Source organism: Streptomyces sp. NPDC006463 (genome assembly GCF_042870715.1).
In the GTDB taxonomy this organism is placed as follows: Bacteria; Actinomycetota; Actinomycetes; order Streptomycetales; family Streptomycetaceae; genus Streptomyces.
Genome location: NZ_JBIAHP010000004.1, coordinates 323,427 through 337,863 on the forward strand (window position 1 = coordinate 323,427; position 14,437 = coordinate 337,863).

The window sequence follows — 14,437 nt, forward strand, 5'->3', positions numbered from 1 at the left end:
GAAGCCGGAGCCCCAAGACACCATGACCACCACCGCACCCGGCGCCGCCCCCCAGGCGGCCCCGGCCGGCGCCCCGGCCAAGGACGTCCCGCCCGGCAGCAGCCCCTGGCAGCTCGCCCGGCGGCAGCTCCGCCGCCGCCCCGCCGTCCGCGTCAGCCTCTGCGTCGTCCTCCTCTTCGTCCTCATGGCCGCCACCGCCCCCTGGCTGGGCGCGCTCGGCGGCTGGTCCCCCGAGGAGTTCGACAAGACCGCCATCGACCCCTACCTCGGCGGCCAGCCGCTCGGCTCCCTCGGCGGGATCAGCCCCGAGCACTGGCTCGGCGTCGAACCCGTCACCGGCCGCGACCTGTTCGCCCGCGTGGTCCACGGCGCCCAGGTCTCCCTCCTCATCGCCTTCGCCGCCACCGCCATCGTCGTGGTCGCAGGCACCGCCGCCGGAATCGCCGCCGGCTACTTCGGCGGCCGCACCGACGCGGCCCTGTCCCGGCTCATGGACCTGACCATGTCCTTCCCCTCGCTGATCTTCATGATCGCGATGCTGTCCGTGGCCAAGGACGTCAACCGGATCGTCCTCATGACCGCCGTCATCGGGGTCTTCGGCTGGCCCGGCGTCGCCCGCGTAGTCCGAGGCCAGACCCTCTCGCTCAAACACCGCGAGTACGTGGACGCCGCCCGCGTGGGCGGCGCGAGTTCCTGGCGGATCCTGACCCGCGACATCCTCCCCGGCGTCTCGGGCCCGGTCATCGCCTACACCACCCTGCTCATCCCCGGCATGATCAGCACCGAGGCGGCGCTGAGTTACCTCGGCGTGGGCGTCCGCCCGCCCACCCCGTCCTGGGGCCAGATGATCGCCGAGTCCGTCGCCTTCTACGAGACCGACCCCATGTACTTCGTCATCCCCAGCGTCTTCCTCTTCCTCGCCGTGCTCGCCTTCACCCTGCTCGGCGACGCCCTGCGCGACATCCTCGACCCGAGGGGCGGCCGCAGTTGATCCTCTACCTCGCCCGCCGGCTGCTCGCCCTCGCAGGCGTGCTCCTCGCCATAGCCGCCGTCACCTTCCTCATCTTCTACGTCCTGCCCTCCGACCCGGCCGCGGCCGCCTGCGGCAAGACCTGCAGCGCCGAGCGGCTGGCCGACGTACGGGCGTACCTGGGGCTCGACCAGCCCCTGTGGCGCCAGTTCACCGACTTCCTCACCGGCATCTTCACCGGCCGCACGCTCGGCACCGGCCAGTACGCCGTCCAGTGCGACTTCCCCTGCCTGGGCTACAGCTACGAGAACTCCCTCCCGGTGTGGGACCTGCTCATGGACCGGTTGCCGGTCTCGGCCTCGCTCGCCGTCGGCGCCGCCGTGCTGTGGCTGGTCCTCGGGCTCGGCGCCGGGGTCACCGCGGCCCTGCGCAAGGACACCGCCACCGACAAGGCCCTCATGGTCGGGGCCGTCGCCGCCGCCTCCCTGCCCGTCTACTTCACCTCGGTGATGCTGATCTACGGGGTCATCCGCGTCGCCGGCCTCCTGCCCTACCCCACCTACCAGGCCTTCGGTGACGACCCGCTCGCCTGGGCATCGAACCTGCTGCTGCCGTGGACCGCGCTCGCCCTGCTGTACGCCGCCATGTACGCCCGCCAGAGCCGCGGTTCGATGATCGAGGCGATGGCCGAGCCGTACATCCGTACAGCCCGCGCCAAGGGGATGCCCGAGCGCACGGTCGTCGTCAAACACGGCCTGCGCTCCGGGATGACCCCCATCCTCACCATTTTCGGCATGGACCTCGGCGGGCTCCTCGCCGGAGCCGTGATCACCGAGTCCATCTTCGGACTCCCCGGTATCGGGCGGCTGTTCTACGGGGCGCTGGTCAGCTCGGACCAGCCGGTGGTCCTCGGCGTCACCCTGCTCGCCGCCTTCTTCATCGTCGTCGCCAACCTCGTCGTCGACCTCCTGTACGCCGTCATCGACCCGAGGGTGAGGTACTGATGGCCGCACTTCTTGAGGTACGCGATCTGCGCGTCACCTTCACCACCCCGCACGGCACCGTACGGGCCGTCGACTCCCTCGGCTTCACCGTCGAGGCCGGCCGCACCCTGGGCATCGTCGGCGAGTCCGGCTCCGGCAAGTCGGTCACCTCGCTCGCCGTCATGGGCCTGCACCGGGGCGCGGCCGAGGTCAGCGGCTCCGTGGCCCTCGCCGGACGGGAGCTGACCGGCCTGTCCGAGCGGGAGCTGGCCAAGGTCCGCGGCCGCAGGATGGCCATGATCTTCCAGGACCCGCTCTCCAGCCTCCACCCCTACTACACGGTCGGCGAGCAGATCGCCGAGCACTTCAGGGTGCACTTCAAGGCCGGGCGGGCCGCCGCGCGCAAGCGGGCCGTCGACATGCTCGGCGAGGTCGGCATCCCGGAACCGGCCCGCCGCGCGGGCGAGTACCCGCACCAGTTCTCCGGTGGCATGCGCCAGCGCGCCATGATCGCCATGGCCCTGGCCTGCGAGCCCGATCTGCTGATCGCCGACGAGCCCACCACCGCCCTGGACGTCACCGTGCAGGCGCAGATCCTGGAGCTGATCGCGCGGATCCAGCAGGAACGCGGACTCGGCGTCGTCATGATCACCCATGACCTGGGGGTCGTCGCCCGCGTCGCCCACGAGGTGCTGGTCATGTACGGCGGCCGGGCAGCCGAACAGGCCCCGGTCGACGACCTGTTCGCCGACCCCGCCCACCCGTACACCCGGGGCCTGCTCGACTCGCTGCCGCGCCTGGACACCGACGACGACGAACCGCTGCCCTTCATCCCCGGCTCCCCGCCGTCCCTGCTCGTACCGGCCCCGGGCTGCGCCTTCGCCCCGCGCTGTGGGCGCGCCGCCGCGCGCTGCACCGACGTACGCCCGGAACTGCAGACGTACACCGACGCTCCGGGGCGGACGGTGGCCTGCCACTTCGCCGGGACACCCGCCGCCGAGGAGGCGACGCGATGAAGACGACTGCCGAACCCCTGCTGTCCGTACGGGACCTCACCATGGCCTTCCCCGGGAAGCGGACCGCGACCGGGCGCCGGGGGGCGCCCGTGCGCGCCGTGGACGGGGTCTCCTTCGACCTGGCGGCCGGTCAGACCCTGGGCCTGGTAGGGGAGTCGGGCTGTGGGAAGTCCACCACCGGCCGAATGCTGGTCAGGCTGCTGGAACCCACCTCGGGCACGGTCGCCTTCGAGGGCAAGGACATCAGCCTGCTGTCCCAGCGCGCTATGCGGCCGCTGCGCAAGAACATCCAGATGGTCTTCCAGGACCCGCACTCCTCCCTCAACCCCCGCCAGACCGTGGCCCGGATCATCTCCGACCCGCTGTTGGTACAGGGCTGGAGCGCCGCCGACGCCCGCCGGCGCGCCGCCGAGCTGATGGAACTGGTCGGCCTGATCCCCGAGCACATCGACCGCTACCCGCACGAGTTCTCCGGCGGCCAGGCCCAGCGCATCGGCATCGCCCGGTCCCTGTCCACCAGCCCCCGGCTGATCGTCGCCGACGAACCTGTCTCCGCCCTCGACGTCTCCGTACAGGCCCAGATCGTCAACCTGATGGAGAAGCTGCGCGCAGAGCTGGGCCTCGCCTACGTGTTCATCGCGCACGACCTGTCGGTGGTCAAACGGGTCAGCGACCGGGTCGCCGTCATGTACCTCGGCCGGATCGTCGAGATCGGGGACAAGAAGTCCCTCTACGAGAACCCGCAGCACCCCTACACCCGGGCGCTGTTGTCCGCCGTACCGCTGCCCGACCCGGCGGCGGAGCGGCGGCGGGAGCGGATCGTGCTGCTCGGCGACCCGCCGAGCCCGGCCGCCCCGCCCCCCGGCTGCACCTTCCACCCGCGCTGCCCCGTGGCGCAGGAGATCTGCCGCACCGAGCGGCCGCTGTTGCGGTCGGTCGCCTCGCGAGAGGTGGCGTGTCATCTGGTGTAGGCACAGGCCCCCGGGTGACTGACGGGGATCCGGGGAAGCAGGCAGGGCCCCGCGGCCAATGGCGTCCGCGGGGCCCTGCTCGCGTGGGATCAGCCCAGTTCCCTGCGGAAGAACTCCAGCTCCAGGGCCATGATCTTCTCCTTCGTGCCGCCCGGGGTCATGTGCGTGACACCGGGGAGGGCGAGCAGCTGGTGCGGGCGGCCCGCGTCCGTCAGGGCCTGGGACAGGCGCAGGGTGTGGGAGGGGTGGACGTTGTCGTCGGCCAGGCCGGTGGTCAGCAGCAGCGGCCGGGTCAGCTTCGGGGCGTCGGGGATCAGGGAGTCACGCTCGTACACGTCGTCAGGCCGGGCCTGCTCCTGCGGGAGGCCCAGGTACCGCTCGGTGTACGCCGTGTCGTAGTGCCGGAAGTCGGTCGGCGCGGCCCCGGCGGACGCCGCGTGGAAGACGTCCGGGCGGCGCAGCACCGCGAGCGCCGACAGGTAGCCGCCGTAGGACCAGCCGCGCACGCCGACCCGGCCGAGGTCGAGGTCGCCGTGGCGGGCGCCGAGCGCCTGGAGCGCCGCGACCTGGTCCTCCAGGGTGACCTCGGAGAAGCCGCGGTACATGGCGTGCGTGAAGGCGGGCGAGACGTACGGGGTACCGCGGTTGTCGACGGTGACCACCGCGAAGCCCTGGTCGGCCCACCACTGCTTGGCCTGCCAGCGGCGGGGCTCGGCGCTGATGTCCTGATAGCCGGGTCCGCCGTACGCGTCGACCAGGACGGGCAGCCGTCGGCCGGGGACGTGGTCGCGGGGGAGGACGAGGGCGGTCGGGACGCCGTGCTCGGTGACCCGCTCCAAGGCCGGGACCACCCGGTACGGCAGCCGCTGGGACAGGTCGGCGGGGGAGAACTCCCGCCCGTCCGGGGTGCGTACGGTGCGGCGGATCCCGTCGGCGTCGGCGGAGGTCAGCAGCAGGGTCCCGGCCGAGGCGGACACGCTGTGCACCCCGGGCCCGTCGGCGACCGGGGTCAGCTCCCCGGTCGCCGGGTCCAGCAGCAGCACCTGCTGCTCGGCGGGGTCGCGCAGGCCGGCCTCGATCAGCAGCCGGCCCTCGTGGAGCCCGGCCACGCCGCGGACCTGGACCCCGTCGCCGGTGAGCAGCTCGCCGTCCACCGCGAGTGCGCGGGCGGCCCCGCCGGCGGTATCGGCGGCGGTCAGCATCCGGCCGTCGGGCAGGCGCGCCGGGGTGCCCGGGACCAGCGGGTCCACCCACTGCGGGTGCGAGGTGCGGGACAGCTCCCGGGTACGGCCGGTGGCCGGGTCGGCGGAGAGCAGCAGCACGCATTGCTGGAGCCGGTCCTGGACGGTCAGCAGGATCTCACCGGCCGATTCCCATCCCGCGTCGGAGACGTACGGGTAGGCCTGCGCGTCCCAGTCGAGCCGTGTCCGGTCCCCGTCCGGGCCGAGCACCCAGAGCTGGACGTCGGCGTTGGGCCCGCCCGCCTCGGGGTACGCGAAGTCCTCGGCCGGGAGCTCGGGGCGGCCGGGGTCGGCGAAGTACCGGCGCTGGAGGGCGGACTCGGCGACGCGGGCGGCGAGCAGGGTGACCCCGTCGGGTGACCACCAGTGGCCCCGGGAGCGGCCGAGCTCCTCGGCGGCGGCGAACTCGGCGACGCCCCAGCGGGCCCCGTCGGCCGGGCTGACCCGGCCGCCGGGAGCGACGTACAGGGCGTCGTCGCTGACGTACGCGGTGCGGGAGCCGTCGGAGTTGGGGCGGGGGTCCAGGGCGGGTCCGGCGGCGGGTATCTCCTGAGGCCGTCCGGTCCCGTCCGCGCTGACCCCGTAGAGCCGCCCGTAGAGCGGGAAGACGGCGCGCCCGCCGTCGCCGGAGAGCGCGTACGAGCCGATGCCCGCGGCGACGAGGCGGATCCGCTCGCGCAGCCGGCGCTCGACGGCCGGGAGCTCGCCCGGCTCGGGGCACAGCTCGCGGGGATCGGCAAGCCGGGTCTCGGCGCCGGTGGCCGTGTCGAGGACCCAGAGGCTGTCGAATGCGTCGGTGGGACCGGTCGAGCGGAGGAACCAGAGGAGGCGCCCTTCGTCCCCGAAGGCGAAGGCGCGCGGGGCGCCGTAGGTGAACCGGGCCGTGCTCGCGGAGAGCCTGAGGAAGTCATCCATGATCGTAGTGTGACATGTGCAATGTCACAGACACTAGGCCGTTCGAGTGGTGACCCCAGGGTGGCGGGCATAGCGTCGACAGGGTGGACCCGAATGCAACGCCGACCAGCACCGGGACCGACGGCAAGGTCCGAGGGAGCGGGAACGGGCTCGCCCTGTTCGTGATCGCCTCCTGCCAGCTCATGGTGGTCCTCGACATCACCATCGTGAACATCGCGCTGCCACACATCCAGACGGCCCTCGGCTTCTCCACCGAGAGCCTTTCCTGGGTCGTCAACGCATACACGCTCGCCTTCGGCGGCCTGCTGCTCCTCGGTGGCCGCACGGGCGACATCCTCGGCCGCAAGCGCGTCTTCATCTTCGGCGTCCTGCTCTTCGGGCTTGCCTCCCTCCTCGGCGGACTCGCCCAGAACGAGGGTCAGCTGATGGCATCCCGAGCCCTCCAGGGTGTCGGCGGCGCCATCGCCTCCCCGACCGCCCTCGCACTGATCACCACGACCTTCCGCGAAGGCCCGGCGCGTAACCGGGCGTTCGGCGTGTTCGCCGGGGTCTCGGCCGGCGGCGGCGCGATCGGGCTGCTCGCCGGGGGCGTCCTCGTCGAATGGCTCAACTGGCGCTGGGTGTTCTTCGTCAACGTCCCGATCGCCGCGCTGATAGCCGTCATGGCCACGAAGGTCATCCGCGAGTCCATGCGCCACCCCGGACACTTCGACCTCGCGGGCGCGCTGCTGTCCACCCTGGGCATGGTCTCGCTCGTCTACGGGTTCATCCGCGCCGCCCAGGAAGGCTGGACCGACACGTTCACGCTCGCCGCCTTCGGCGCCGCCGTGGTCCTGCTGACCCTGTTCATCCTCAACGAGCGCCGCTCGCCGCAGCCGATCACCCCGCTGCACATGTTCGCCGACCGCAACCGGGCCGGGACCTACGGGATCATGCTCATGCTCGCCTGCGCGATCTTCGGCATGTTCTTCTTCCTGACCCTCTTCGTGCAGATCGTGCTGGGCTTCAGCCCGCTGATGGCCGGCCTCGCCTTCCTGCCGGTGAGCGTGGTGGTCGCCGTGGGTGCCGGCATCACCTCGCAGCTGCTGCCGAAGTTCGGGCCGAAACCCTTCATGGTCACCGGCGCGCTGTGTACGGCGACGGGCCTCGCCTGGCTGACGCAGACCGACATCGGCTCGACGTACCTGGGCAGCATCTTCGGCCCCCTCCTGATCTTCGGCATGGGCATGGGCCTGCAGTTCGTCTCGCTCACCCTGATGGCCCTGTCCAACGTCGCCGACCGGGAGTCGGGTGCGGCGTCCGGTCTGCTCAACACGATGCAGCAGGTGGGCGGTTCGCTCGGCCTGTCGATCCTGGTGACCGTCTTCGGCACGGCCAGCCGCAACGAGGCCAAGGACCAGGTGCCGGACTTCCTGCGCACGGCCAGCCCCGTACAGAAGGCCTTCTTCCAGCGGACCGGACAGTTCCCCAAGCCGTGGAGCGACCAGGTGCTGACCTCGGGCATCAGCACGGCCTTCGTCGTGGCGACCGCGTTCACCCTGGTCGGTGCGCTGATCGCACTGATCGTCATCCAGGTCCGGCCCTCGGACCTCGCTCGGCTCCAGGGAAACCACGTGCCGGCGAAGACGGAGGGCGGGGAGGAGGCCGAGAAGGAGGAGAGCGGCCGGTCCGCGGATCCTAGGCCGACGGGCCCTGGCCGCCCCGGCGACGGACCCGGCAGCGCGCCGGGCCGTCCGTCCGCAGAGTGATTCCGGCGCTGACCGGAACGTCGGTGTCCACGGCCTCGAACTCGTACGCGCGCAGGATCATCGCCAGCGCGATCACCGACTCCAGCATCGAGAAGTGCTGCCCGATGCAGGCGCGCGGGCCGCCACCGAAGGGGAACCAGGCGTAGCGCGGCCGGCCCGCCTCCGCCTCCGGGGTGAAGCGTTCGGGGTCGAAGCGGTCGGGATCCGGCCAGTAGAGCGGATGGCGGTGCGTCACCCACGGCGCCAGTATCACGTCCGCGCCCGCGGGAACGGTGTGCCCGCCGACCTCGGTGGCGGCGACGGCCTTGCGGCCGATGACCGGGGCGGCCGGGTAGAGCCGCATCGCCTCCTTGAGGACCTGGGTGAGGTACGGGAGCCGGTCGAGGTCGGCGGCCTGGGGCGTACGGTCGCCCAGCACCCGGCTGATCTCCTCGCACGCCCGCTGCTGCTCCTCGGGGTGGCGGGCCAGCAGGTGCAGGGCGAAGGAGAGGGAGGTGGCGGTCGTCTCGTGCCCGGCGAGCAGGAAGATCAGCACCTGGTCGCGGAGTTCGGAGGCGTCGAACTCCGCGTCGTCGCAACTCTTGGCGGCGGCGAGCAGCGTGAGCAGGTCCTCGCCCGGGCCGTCCGCGGGGTCGGCGCGCCGCTCGCCGATGATCTTGTCGCAGACCGCGTAGAGCTCGTCCATCGCGGCGGCCGCCCGCTTGTTGGCCGGTGTCGGCCAGCTGCGCGGGATGTTGGCGGGGGAGTAGCCGCGGCGCAGGACGTAGTCGGTGATGACCGGGAAACACCGGGCGACGACGTCGACGGTGGCCTCCACGTCGGTGCCGAAGAGGATCCGGGCGACCGCGCGCAGGGCCAGGTGCATCATCTGGTCGGAGACGTCGACGATGCCGTCGGGGGCCTCGTGCCAGGCGGCGAGGACCGCCTCGGTCTCGGCGGCGACGGCCCCCGCGTAGCCGTCGACCCGGCGCCGCGTGAACAGCGGCTGTACCAGCCGGCGCTGGCGCAGGTAGTCCTCGTCCTGGCTGGTCAGCAGACCGTTGCCGAAGGAGTCGCGGACCTCCTGGTAGAAGGGGTTGTCCTTGCGGAAGTTGGCCGATTCCGAGGCGAGCACCTGCTGGGCCCCCTCGGCGGAGAAGACGCAGTACAGCTCGGCCCGCAGTCCGGGCGGTCCGGCCGTGATCCGTACGACGTCCCCGTGCCGGTGCTGGGCGCGCAGATAGGTGCCGAGGGAGTCGGACTTCAGGTCGAAGAGCGATCCCAGCAGCGGCACCCCCGCCAGCGCGGGAACCTCCGCACCGGCACCCGCGCTCGTTCCAACCGCCATGGCCGCCCCTCAGTTTCGTACCGACGGCCCGATTCTGTCGCTCCCCGCCCCTTCCTGGCGAGGGACCCCAGTCCCTCAGGCCGAAAACCGATGCCGGCCCGGCGGGGCGGGCGTCGTGGCGGGTGCGTCGCCCGGTCATGGTCGGCCACGCGCGGTACGCAGGAGCGGAGCGCTTGACCCTCACGTGGCGTCATGCCGCATTGTCGGTGGCGTGGAAGCGCACCTGACTGTCGGACGTGTGGCCGCACTGGCCGGCGTGAGCGTCCGCACGCTGCATCACTATGACGAGATCGGCCTCGTGCGGCCGTCCGCGCGGACCGCGGCCGGGTACCGGGCCTACTCGGCGGGTGACGTCGAGCGACTCCGGGAGGTGCTCGCCTACCGGCGGCTGGGCTTCGGCTTGCGCGAGATCGCGGATCTGGTCGACGACCCGGCCACCGACGCGGTCGCGCACCTGCACCTGCTGCGCGGCCTGCTGCTGGAACAGCGCGACCGTGCTGCTGCCACGGTGACGGCCATAGACAGGGAACTGGAGGCACGGGCCATGGGGATCAGGACGACGCCGGAGGAACAACTGAAGCTGCTCGGCACGCAGTTGTACGAAACGATCGGGTCCGCATACCCGGCGACGCGGCGCACCGAGCCGCGGATCGCGGCAAGGATCTGGGATGCGCTCGGGGACGCCCGGACGGTACTGAACGTCGGGGCCGGCACCGGGTCGTACGAGCCCGCCGACCGCGACGTCACGGCGGTCGAACCATCGGCGGTCATGCGGGCACAGCGCCCCGCGGGCGCGGCGCCGTGCGTGGCCGCCAGTGCGGAGAGCCTCCCGTTCGAGGACCAGTCCTTCGACGCCGCGATGGCGGTCAGCACGGTTCATCACTGGCCGGACCCGGTCGCCGGGTTGCGCGAGATGCGGCGCGTGGCCCGCCGCGTGGTGGTGTTCACGTACGACGCCTGTGACACCGGCCGGCGTGAGCGGTTCTGGCTCACCCGCGACTACCTGCCTGAATTCGCCGACCTCCTCGTCGGCTGGCCCTCACTGGCCGACCTGACCCGCGCGATCGGGGGCCGCGCGGAGCCGGTGCTCATCCCGTGGGACTGCGCCGACGGGTTCTTCGAGGCGCACTGGCGCCGGCCCGAGGCGTACCTGGACGAACATGTGCGCCGCGCGGTATCGGTATGGACCAGAGTCGGCCCGCAGGCCGAGCGGCGAGCGGTGGGCAGACTCCGCGACGACCTCTCCTCAGGCCGGTGGGCCGAACGAAACCGCGACCTCGTCGCCCTCGACGCGGCAGAGCTCGGCCTCCGCCTTCTCGTGGCCTGAACCACCGTGCGCGAGAACGCCGCAAGGGGCTGACCCGCCGAGCCCCCGCCACTCGCCGGGATGAGTGACGGGAGCTCGGGACCGCTGTTCCCGCTAGATGTCCCGGAAGATCTCGATCTGGGCGCCCACCGAGTTGAGGCGCTCGGCCAGTTCCTCGTAGCCGCGGTTGATGACGTAGACGTTGCGGAGCACCGAGGTGCCCTCGGCCGCCATCATCGCGAGGAGGACCACTACCGCCGGGCGCAGGGCCGGCGGGCACATCATCTCCGCCGCGCGCCAGCGGGTGGGGCCCTCGACCAGGACGCGGTGGGGGTCCAGGAGCTGGAGGCGGCCGCCGAGGCGGTTCAGGTCGGTCAGGTAGATGGCCCGGTTGTCGTAGACCCAGTCGTGGATCAGGGTCTGGCCCTGGGCGACGGCGGCGATGGCCGCGAAGAACGGGACGTTGTCGATGTTCAGCCCGGGGAACGGCATCGGGTGGATCTTGTCGATCGGGGCTTCGAGCTTGGAGGGGCGGACCGTCAGGTCGACCAGGCGGGTGCGGCCGTTGTCGGCGTTGTACTCCGCCGAGCGGTCGTGGTCGAGGCCCATCTCCTCCAGGACCGCGAGCTCGATCTCCATGAACTCGATCGGGACCCGGCGGATCGTCAGCTCCGACTCCGTGACGACCGCGGCGGCGAGCAGGCTCATCGCCTCGACCGGGTCCTCGGAGGGGGAGTAGTCCACGTCCACGTCGATGTTCGGGATGCCGTGGACGGTGAGGGTGGTGGTGCCGACGCCCTCCACCTTCACGCCCAGCGCCTCCAGGAAGAAGCACAGGTCCTGGACCATGTAGTTGGAGGAGGCGTTGCGGATGACCGTGACGCCGTCGTGCCGGGCGGCGGCCAGGAGGGCGTTCTCGGTGACCGTGTCCCCGCGCTCGGTCAGCACGATCGGGCGGTCCGGGCAGACCCCGGCCGCGACCTGCGCGTGGTAGATGCCCTCGGTCGCGGTGATGTCCAGGCCGAAGCGGCGCAGGGCGATCATGTGCGGCTCGATGGTCCGGGTACCGAGGTCGCAGCCACCCGCGTACGGGAGGCGGAAGTTGTCCATGCGGTGCAGCAGGGGGCCCAGGAACATGATGATGCTCCGGGTCCGGCGGGCCGCGTCCGCGTCCATGGCCTCCATGTCGAGGCGGGCCGGCGGGATCAGCTCCAGGTCCACGCCGTCGTTGATCCAGCGCGTGCGGACACCGATGGAGTTCAGGACCTCCAGGAGGCGGTAGACCTCCTCGATGCGGGCCACCCGCCTCAGCACCGTACGGCCCTTGTTGAGCAGAGAGGCGCACAGCAGGGCGACACAGGCGTTCTTGCTCGTCTTGACATCGATGGCACCGGACAGCCGACGGCCGCCGACGACGCGCAGATGCATCGGGCCGGCGTAGCCGAGAGACACGATCTCGCTGTCGAGGGCTTCCCCGATGCGGGCGATCATCTCAAGGCTGATGTTCTGGTTGCCGCGCTCGATCCGGTTCACGGCGCTCTGGCTGGTGCCGAGTGCGTCCGCGAGCTGACTCTGTGTCCAGCCCCGGTGTTGCCGGGCGTCACGGATGAGCTTGCCGATGCGTACGAGGTAGTCGTCTGCCATGGCTGCACCGTATCTCAGATATGAGATGTTGATCGCGCGGGGTGGGCTATTTGGGTGTTATCGACCGTCAGGTCCCATGGTGGGGCCGGTGGTGGCGTGGTGCTCGACGAGCCGGCCGAGGAGCCGGACCAGCTGGTCGCGCTCCTGGGTCGACAGGGGGGACAGGAGTTCCTCCTGGGCCGCTTCGAGCAGTTGTTCCAGTTTGCGCAGCCGGCGCCGGCCGAGCGGTGTGAGGGTGATGACATTGCGCCGCCGGTCCTCGGGATCGGGGGCCCGCTCCACCAGTTCGCGCGCGGTGAGCTCGTTGATGACGGCGACGAGGTCGCTGCGGTGGATGCCGGTACGGGTGCTCAGCGCGGCCTGGCTCACCGGCCCGGACTCCTCCAGGGCGACCAATGCCGCGTAATGCCATTTATGCGCATCTGCCCCGCTCAGGCTCTCGGTCACCAGTCGCTGCGCGTGCGTCGAGGCCTGCCCCAGCAGTCGGCTGGGCAGCTTGCGCAGCCGCGCGGGCACGGTCTCGTTCTCTTCCGTGGTCATGGGTCGATGTTATCCATTGCGTTAGTGGCACTAACGGTATAACTTCGTTCGTGTCACCAACGTTAGTCATCCAAACGATCCTCGAAGGGGGTCTCCCGTGCCCGTGACCGGCGTGCTCGACTCGACGATGTACTACGAGGACCGTGGCGAAGGCGTTCCGTTCGTCTTCCTCCACGGAAACCCCACCTCCTCCCACCTGTGGCGGGGCGTGCTGCCGCGGATCGAGGGAGGGGTGCGGGTCCTGGCCCCCGACCTCATCGGCATGGGCCGCTCCGGCAAGCCGGGCGGGGAGTACCGGTTCGCGGACCACGCCCGTTACCTGGACGCCTGGTTCGAGGCTCTCGGGCTCGACGAGGTGGTGCTGGTCGGCCAGGACTGGGGCGGGGCGCTCGCCTTCGATTGGGCGGCCCGGCATCCCGGCCGGGTCCGCGGCCTCGCCTTCATGGAGACCATCGTGCGGCCGCTCGGCTGGGCGGAGTACCCGCCCGCCGGCCGCGCCCGGTTCGAGGCGATACGTACCCCGGGGGTGGGGGAGGAGATGGTCCTGGACCGGAACATCTTCATCGAGGACAGCATCCGGCAGACGGTGCTGAACCCGATGAGCGAGGCGGACCGCGCCGTCTACGCCGCGCCCTACCCGACCCGCGAGAGCCGGCTGCCCATGCTCCGGTGGGCCCGCTCGCTGCCGATCGACGGGCGGCCGGCCGACGTGCTCGCCGTCGTCGAGGCGTACGACGCCTGGCTGGCCGCCAGCCCGGAGGTGCCCAAGCTGCTCCTCACCTTCGACGGCTCGCCCGCCCTGATGATCAAGGCCGAGCAGGCGGCGTGGTGCGCGGAGCACATCTCCGCGCTGGAGACCGAGTACTGCGGCCCGGCCGCCCACCTCGCCCCGGAGGACCGGCCCGAGGAGATCGCCGCCGCCGTCAGCTCCTGGGCCCTGCGGCACGACCTCCTCCGCTGACGGCCCGGCCCCGGGCCCGACCCCGCCCGGCCCCCGAGCCCGAGCCCGGTCCCGCCCCCGCCCCAGCCCGGGCCCGGCTCAGGCCCTGCCGCCGCACCCGCACGCCCGGTGGCGTCCGCCGTGCACCGCCGCGTACGAGACCGGGCGCGGCCCGGATCCCGCCCGCGCGGCCCGCGCCGAAGCCGCCCGGCCCGCCGCGGACTGCGCGTCGTGCACCACCCGGCCGCCGACCAGGGTCATCCGCACCCCGGTACCGCTGATGTCGGCCACCGGACAACGGGTCACATCCCGGTCCAGCACCACCAGACCAGCGGTCCGGCTCCGCCGCCGCGCCCCCGGAGTCGGCCAGGAACCCGCCGAGGATCTCCCGCAGCTCCTCCACGGTGGTCTCCGCCCCGCCCAGCGAGGGCCTAAGCGAGCGGTCCGCGGCGCCCAGCGGGTGCACGTGCCCGTCGTGGATGCCGCTCATCACGGTATTGCCGCCCGCGTCGACCGTCTCGGTGTCCCGGCCGACGAACCGGCGCAGCGCCGCGTTCTCCCCGGTGGCCAGGATCCTCCCGTCCCGGCCGACGGCCACCGCCTCGGCCGGCCGGCCCGTCCCGGACCCGCTGAACACCCGCGCGTCGTGAATGACCAGGGCCGCCGGGCCGCGCCCCGAAGGGGTCGCCGAGGCGCTGCCGGCCGCCGCGCCGAGCAGACCCGCCGCACCGGCGGCTCCGGCCGCCGCGAGCAGGCCCCGCCGGGACAGGGAAGAAGACGTCATGACCACTCCGATCGTCGATGTGGCCAGGACACTCTTTGGTTAACCCCGTAAC

12 protein-coding genes are annotated in these 14,437 nt (G+C 71.9%); 7 read left to right on the forward strand and 5 right to left on the reverse strand.

What is annotated here, in order from left to right; translation table 11 throughout:
- Positions 1 to 22 precede the first annotated feature (22 nt).
- The 4 genes from ACFYOB_RS10455 to ACFYOB_RS10470 are packed head-to-tail and all read left to right on the forward strand — an operon-like array spanning position 23 to position 3,940.
- On the forward strand, positions 23 to 991 hold the full coding sequence (locus tag ACFYOB_RS10455) for an ABC transporter permease (protein WP_388557426.1): 969 nt from the start codon (positions 23 to 25) through the stop codon (positions 989 to 991).
- The gene (locus ACFYOB_RS10460; protein WP_388557428.1) at positions 988 to 1,974 is read left to right on the forward strand and encodes an ABC transporter permease; all 987 of its coding nucleotides are present in this window, start codon (positions 988 to 990) and stop codon (positions 1,972 to 1,974) included. Before ACFYOB_RS10455 ends, ACFYOB_RS10460 begins: the two co-directional genes overlap by 4 nt.
- Positions 1,974 to 2,969, forward strand: coding sequence for an ABC transporter ATP-binding protein (locus ACFYOB_RS10465; protein WP_388557430.1), 996 nt, complete (start codon positions 1,974 to 1,976; stop codon positions 2,967 to 2,969). Before ACFYOB_RS10460 ends, ACFYOB_RS10465 begins: the two co-directional genes overlap by 1 nt.
- Complete coding sequence (locus tag ACFYOB_RS10470; RefSeq protein WP_388557432.1) at positions 2,966 to 3,940, forward strand: ABC transporter ATP-binding protein; 975 nt, start codon at positions 2,966 to 2,968, stop codon at positions 3,938 to 3,940. The genes ACFYOB_RS10465 and ACFYOB_RS10470 overlap by 4 nt, the downstream gene beginning before the upstream one ends.
- Before the next feature lie 89 nt (positions 3,941 to 4,029).
- Here the strand turns inward: ACFYOB_RS10470 and ACFYOB_RS10475 are convergent, their stop codons facing one another.
- The gene (locus ACFYOB_RS10475) at positions 4,030 to 6,096 is read right to left on the reverse strand and encodes a prolyl oligopeptidase family serine peptidase (RefSeq protein ID WP_388557434.1); all 2,067 of its coding nucleotides are present in this window, start codon (positions 6,094 to 6,096) and stop codon (positions 4,030 to 4,032) included.
- 83 nt (positions 6,097 to 6,179) lie between these two features.
- Between ACFYOB_RS10475 and ACFYOB_RS10480 the strand changes: the two genes are divergently transcribed.
- Positions 6,180 to 7,844, forward strand: coding sequence for an MFS transporter (locus ACFYOB_RS10480; RefSeq protein ID WP_388557436.1), 1,665 nt, complete (start codon positions 6,180 to 6,182; stop codon positions 7,842 to 7,844).
- On the opposite strand, the gene ACFYOB_RS10485 is transcribed toward ACFYOB_RS10480, so the two are convergent.
- Positions 7,774 to 9,171 (reverse strand): cytochrome P450, encoded by a 1,398-nt coding sequence (locus tag ACFYOB_RS10485; protein ID WP_388557438.1) that lies wholly within the window; start codon positions 9,169 to 9,171, stop codon positions 7,774 to 7,776. The two genes, ACFYOB_RS10480 and ACFYOB_RS10485, sit on opposite strands and share 71 nt — an antisense overlap.
- A gap of 238 nt (positions 9,172 to 9,409) precedes the next feature.
- On the opposite strand from ACFYOB_RS10485, the gene ACFYOB_RS10490 reads away from it, so the two are divergent.
- On the forward strand, positions 9,410 to 10,498 hold the full coding sequence (locus ACFYOB_RS10490; protein ID WP_388557441.1) for a methyltransferase domain-containing protein: 1,089 nt from the start codon (positions 9,410 to 9,412) through the stop codon (positions 10,496 to 10,498).
- A 93-nt stretch (positions 10,499 to 10,591) separates the two neighbouring features.
- On the opposite strand, the gene ACFYOB_RS10495 is transcribed toward ACFYOB_RS10490, so the two are convergent.
- Both ACFYOB_RS10495 and ACFYOB_RS10500 read right to left on the reverse strand, forming a co-directional pair.
- Positions 10,592 to 12,121, reverse strand: a complete 1,530-nt coding sequence (locus ACFYOB_RS10495; RefSeq protein ID WP_388557443.1) for a helix-turn-helix domain-containing protein — start codon at positions 12,119 to 12,121, stop codon at positions 10,592 to 10,594.
- A gap of 57 nt (positions 12,122 to 12,178) precedes the next feature.
- The gene (locus ACFYOB_RS10500; RefSeq protein WP_388557446.1) at positions 12,179 to 12,661 is read right to left on the reverse strand and encodes a MarR family winged helix-turn-helix transcriptional regulator; all 483 of its coding nucleotides are present in this window, start codon (positions 12,659 to 12,661) and stop codon (positions 12,179 to 12,181) included.
- A 97-nt stretch (positions 12,662 to 12,758) separates the two neighbouring features.
- Here ACFYOB_RS10500 and ACFYOB_RS10505 point away from each other — a divergent pair, with 97 nt between their 5' ends.
- Complete coding sequence (locus ACFYOB_RS10505) at positions 12,759 to 13,622, forward strand: haloalkane dehalogenase (RefSeq protein WP_388557449.1); 864 nt, start codon at positions 12,759 to 12,761, stop codon at positions 13,620 to 13,622.
- Here the strand turns inward: ACFYOB_RS10505 and ACFYOB_RS10510 are convergent.
- A complete protein-coding gene (locus tag ACFYOB_RS10510) occupies positions 13,585 to 14,385 on the reverse strand; it encodes a hypothetical protein (RefSeq protein WP_388557452.1) in 801 nt (266 codons plus the stop codon). The genes ACFYOB_RS10505 and ACFYOB_RS10510 overlap by 38 nt on opposite strands.
- Positions 14,386 to 14,437 lie beyond the last annotated feature (52 nt).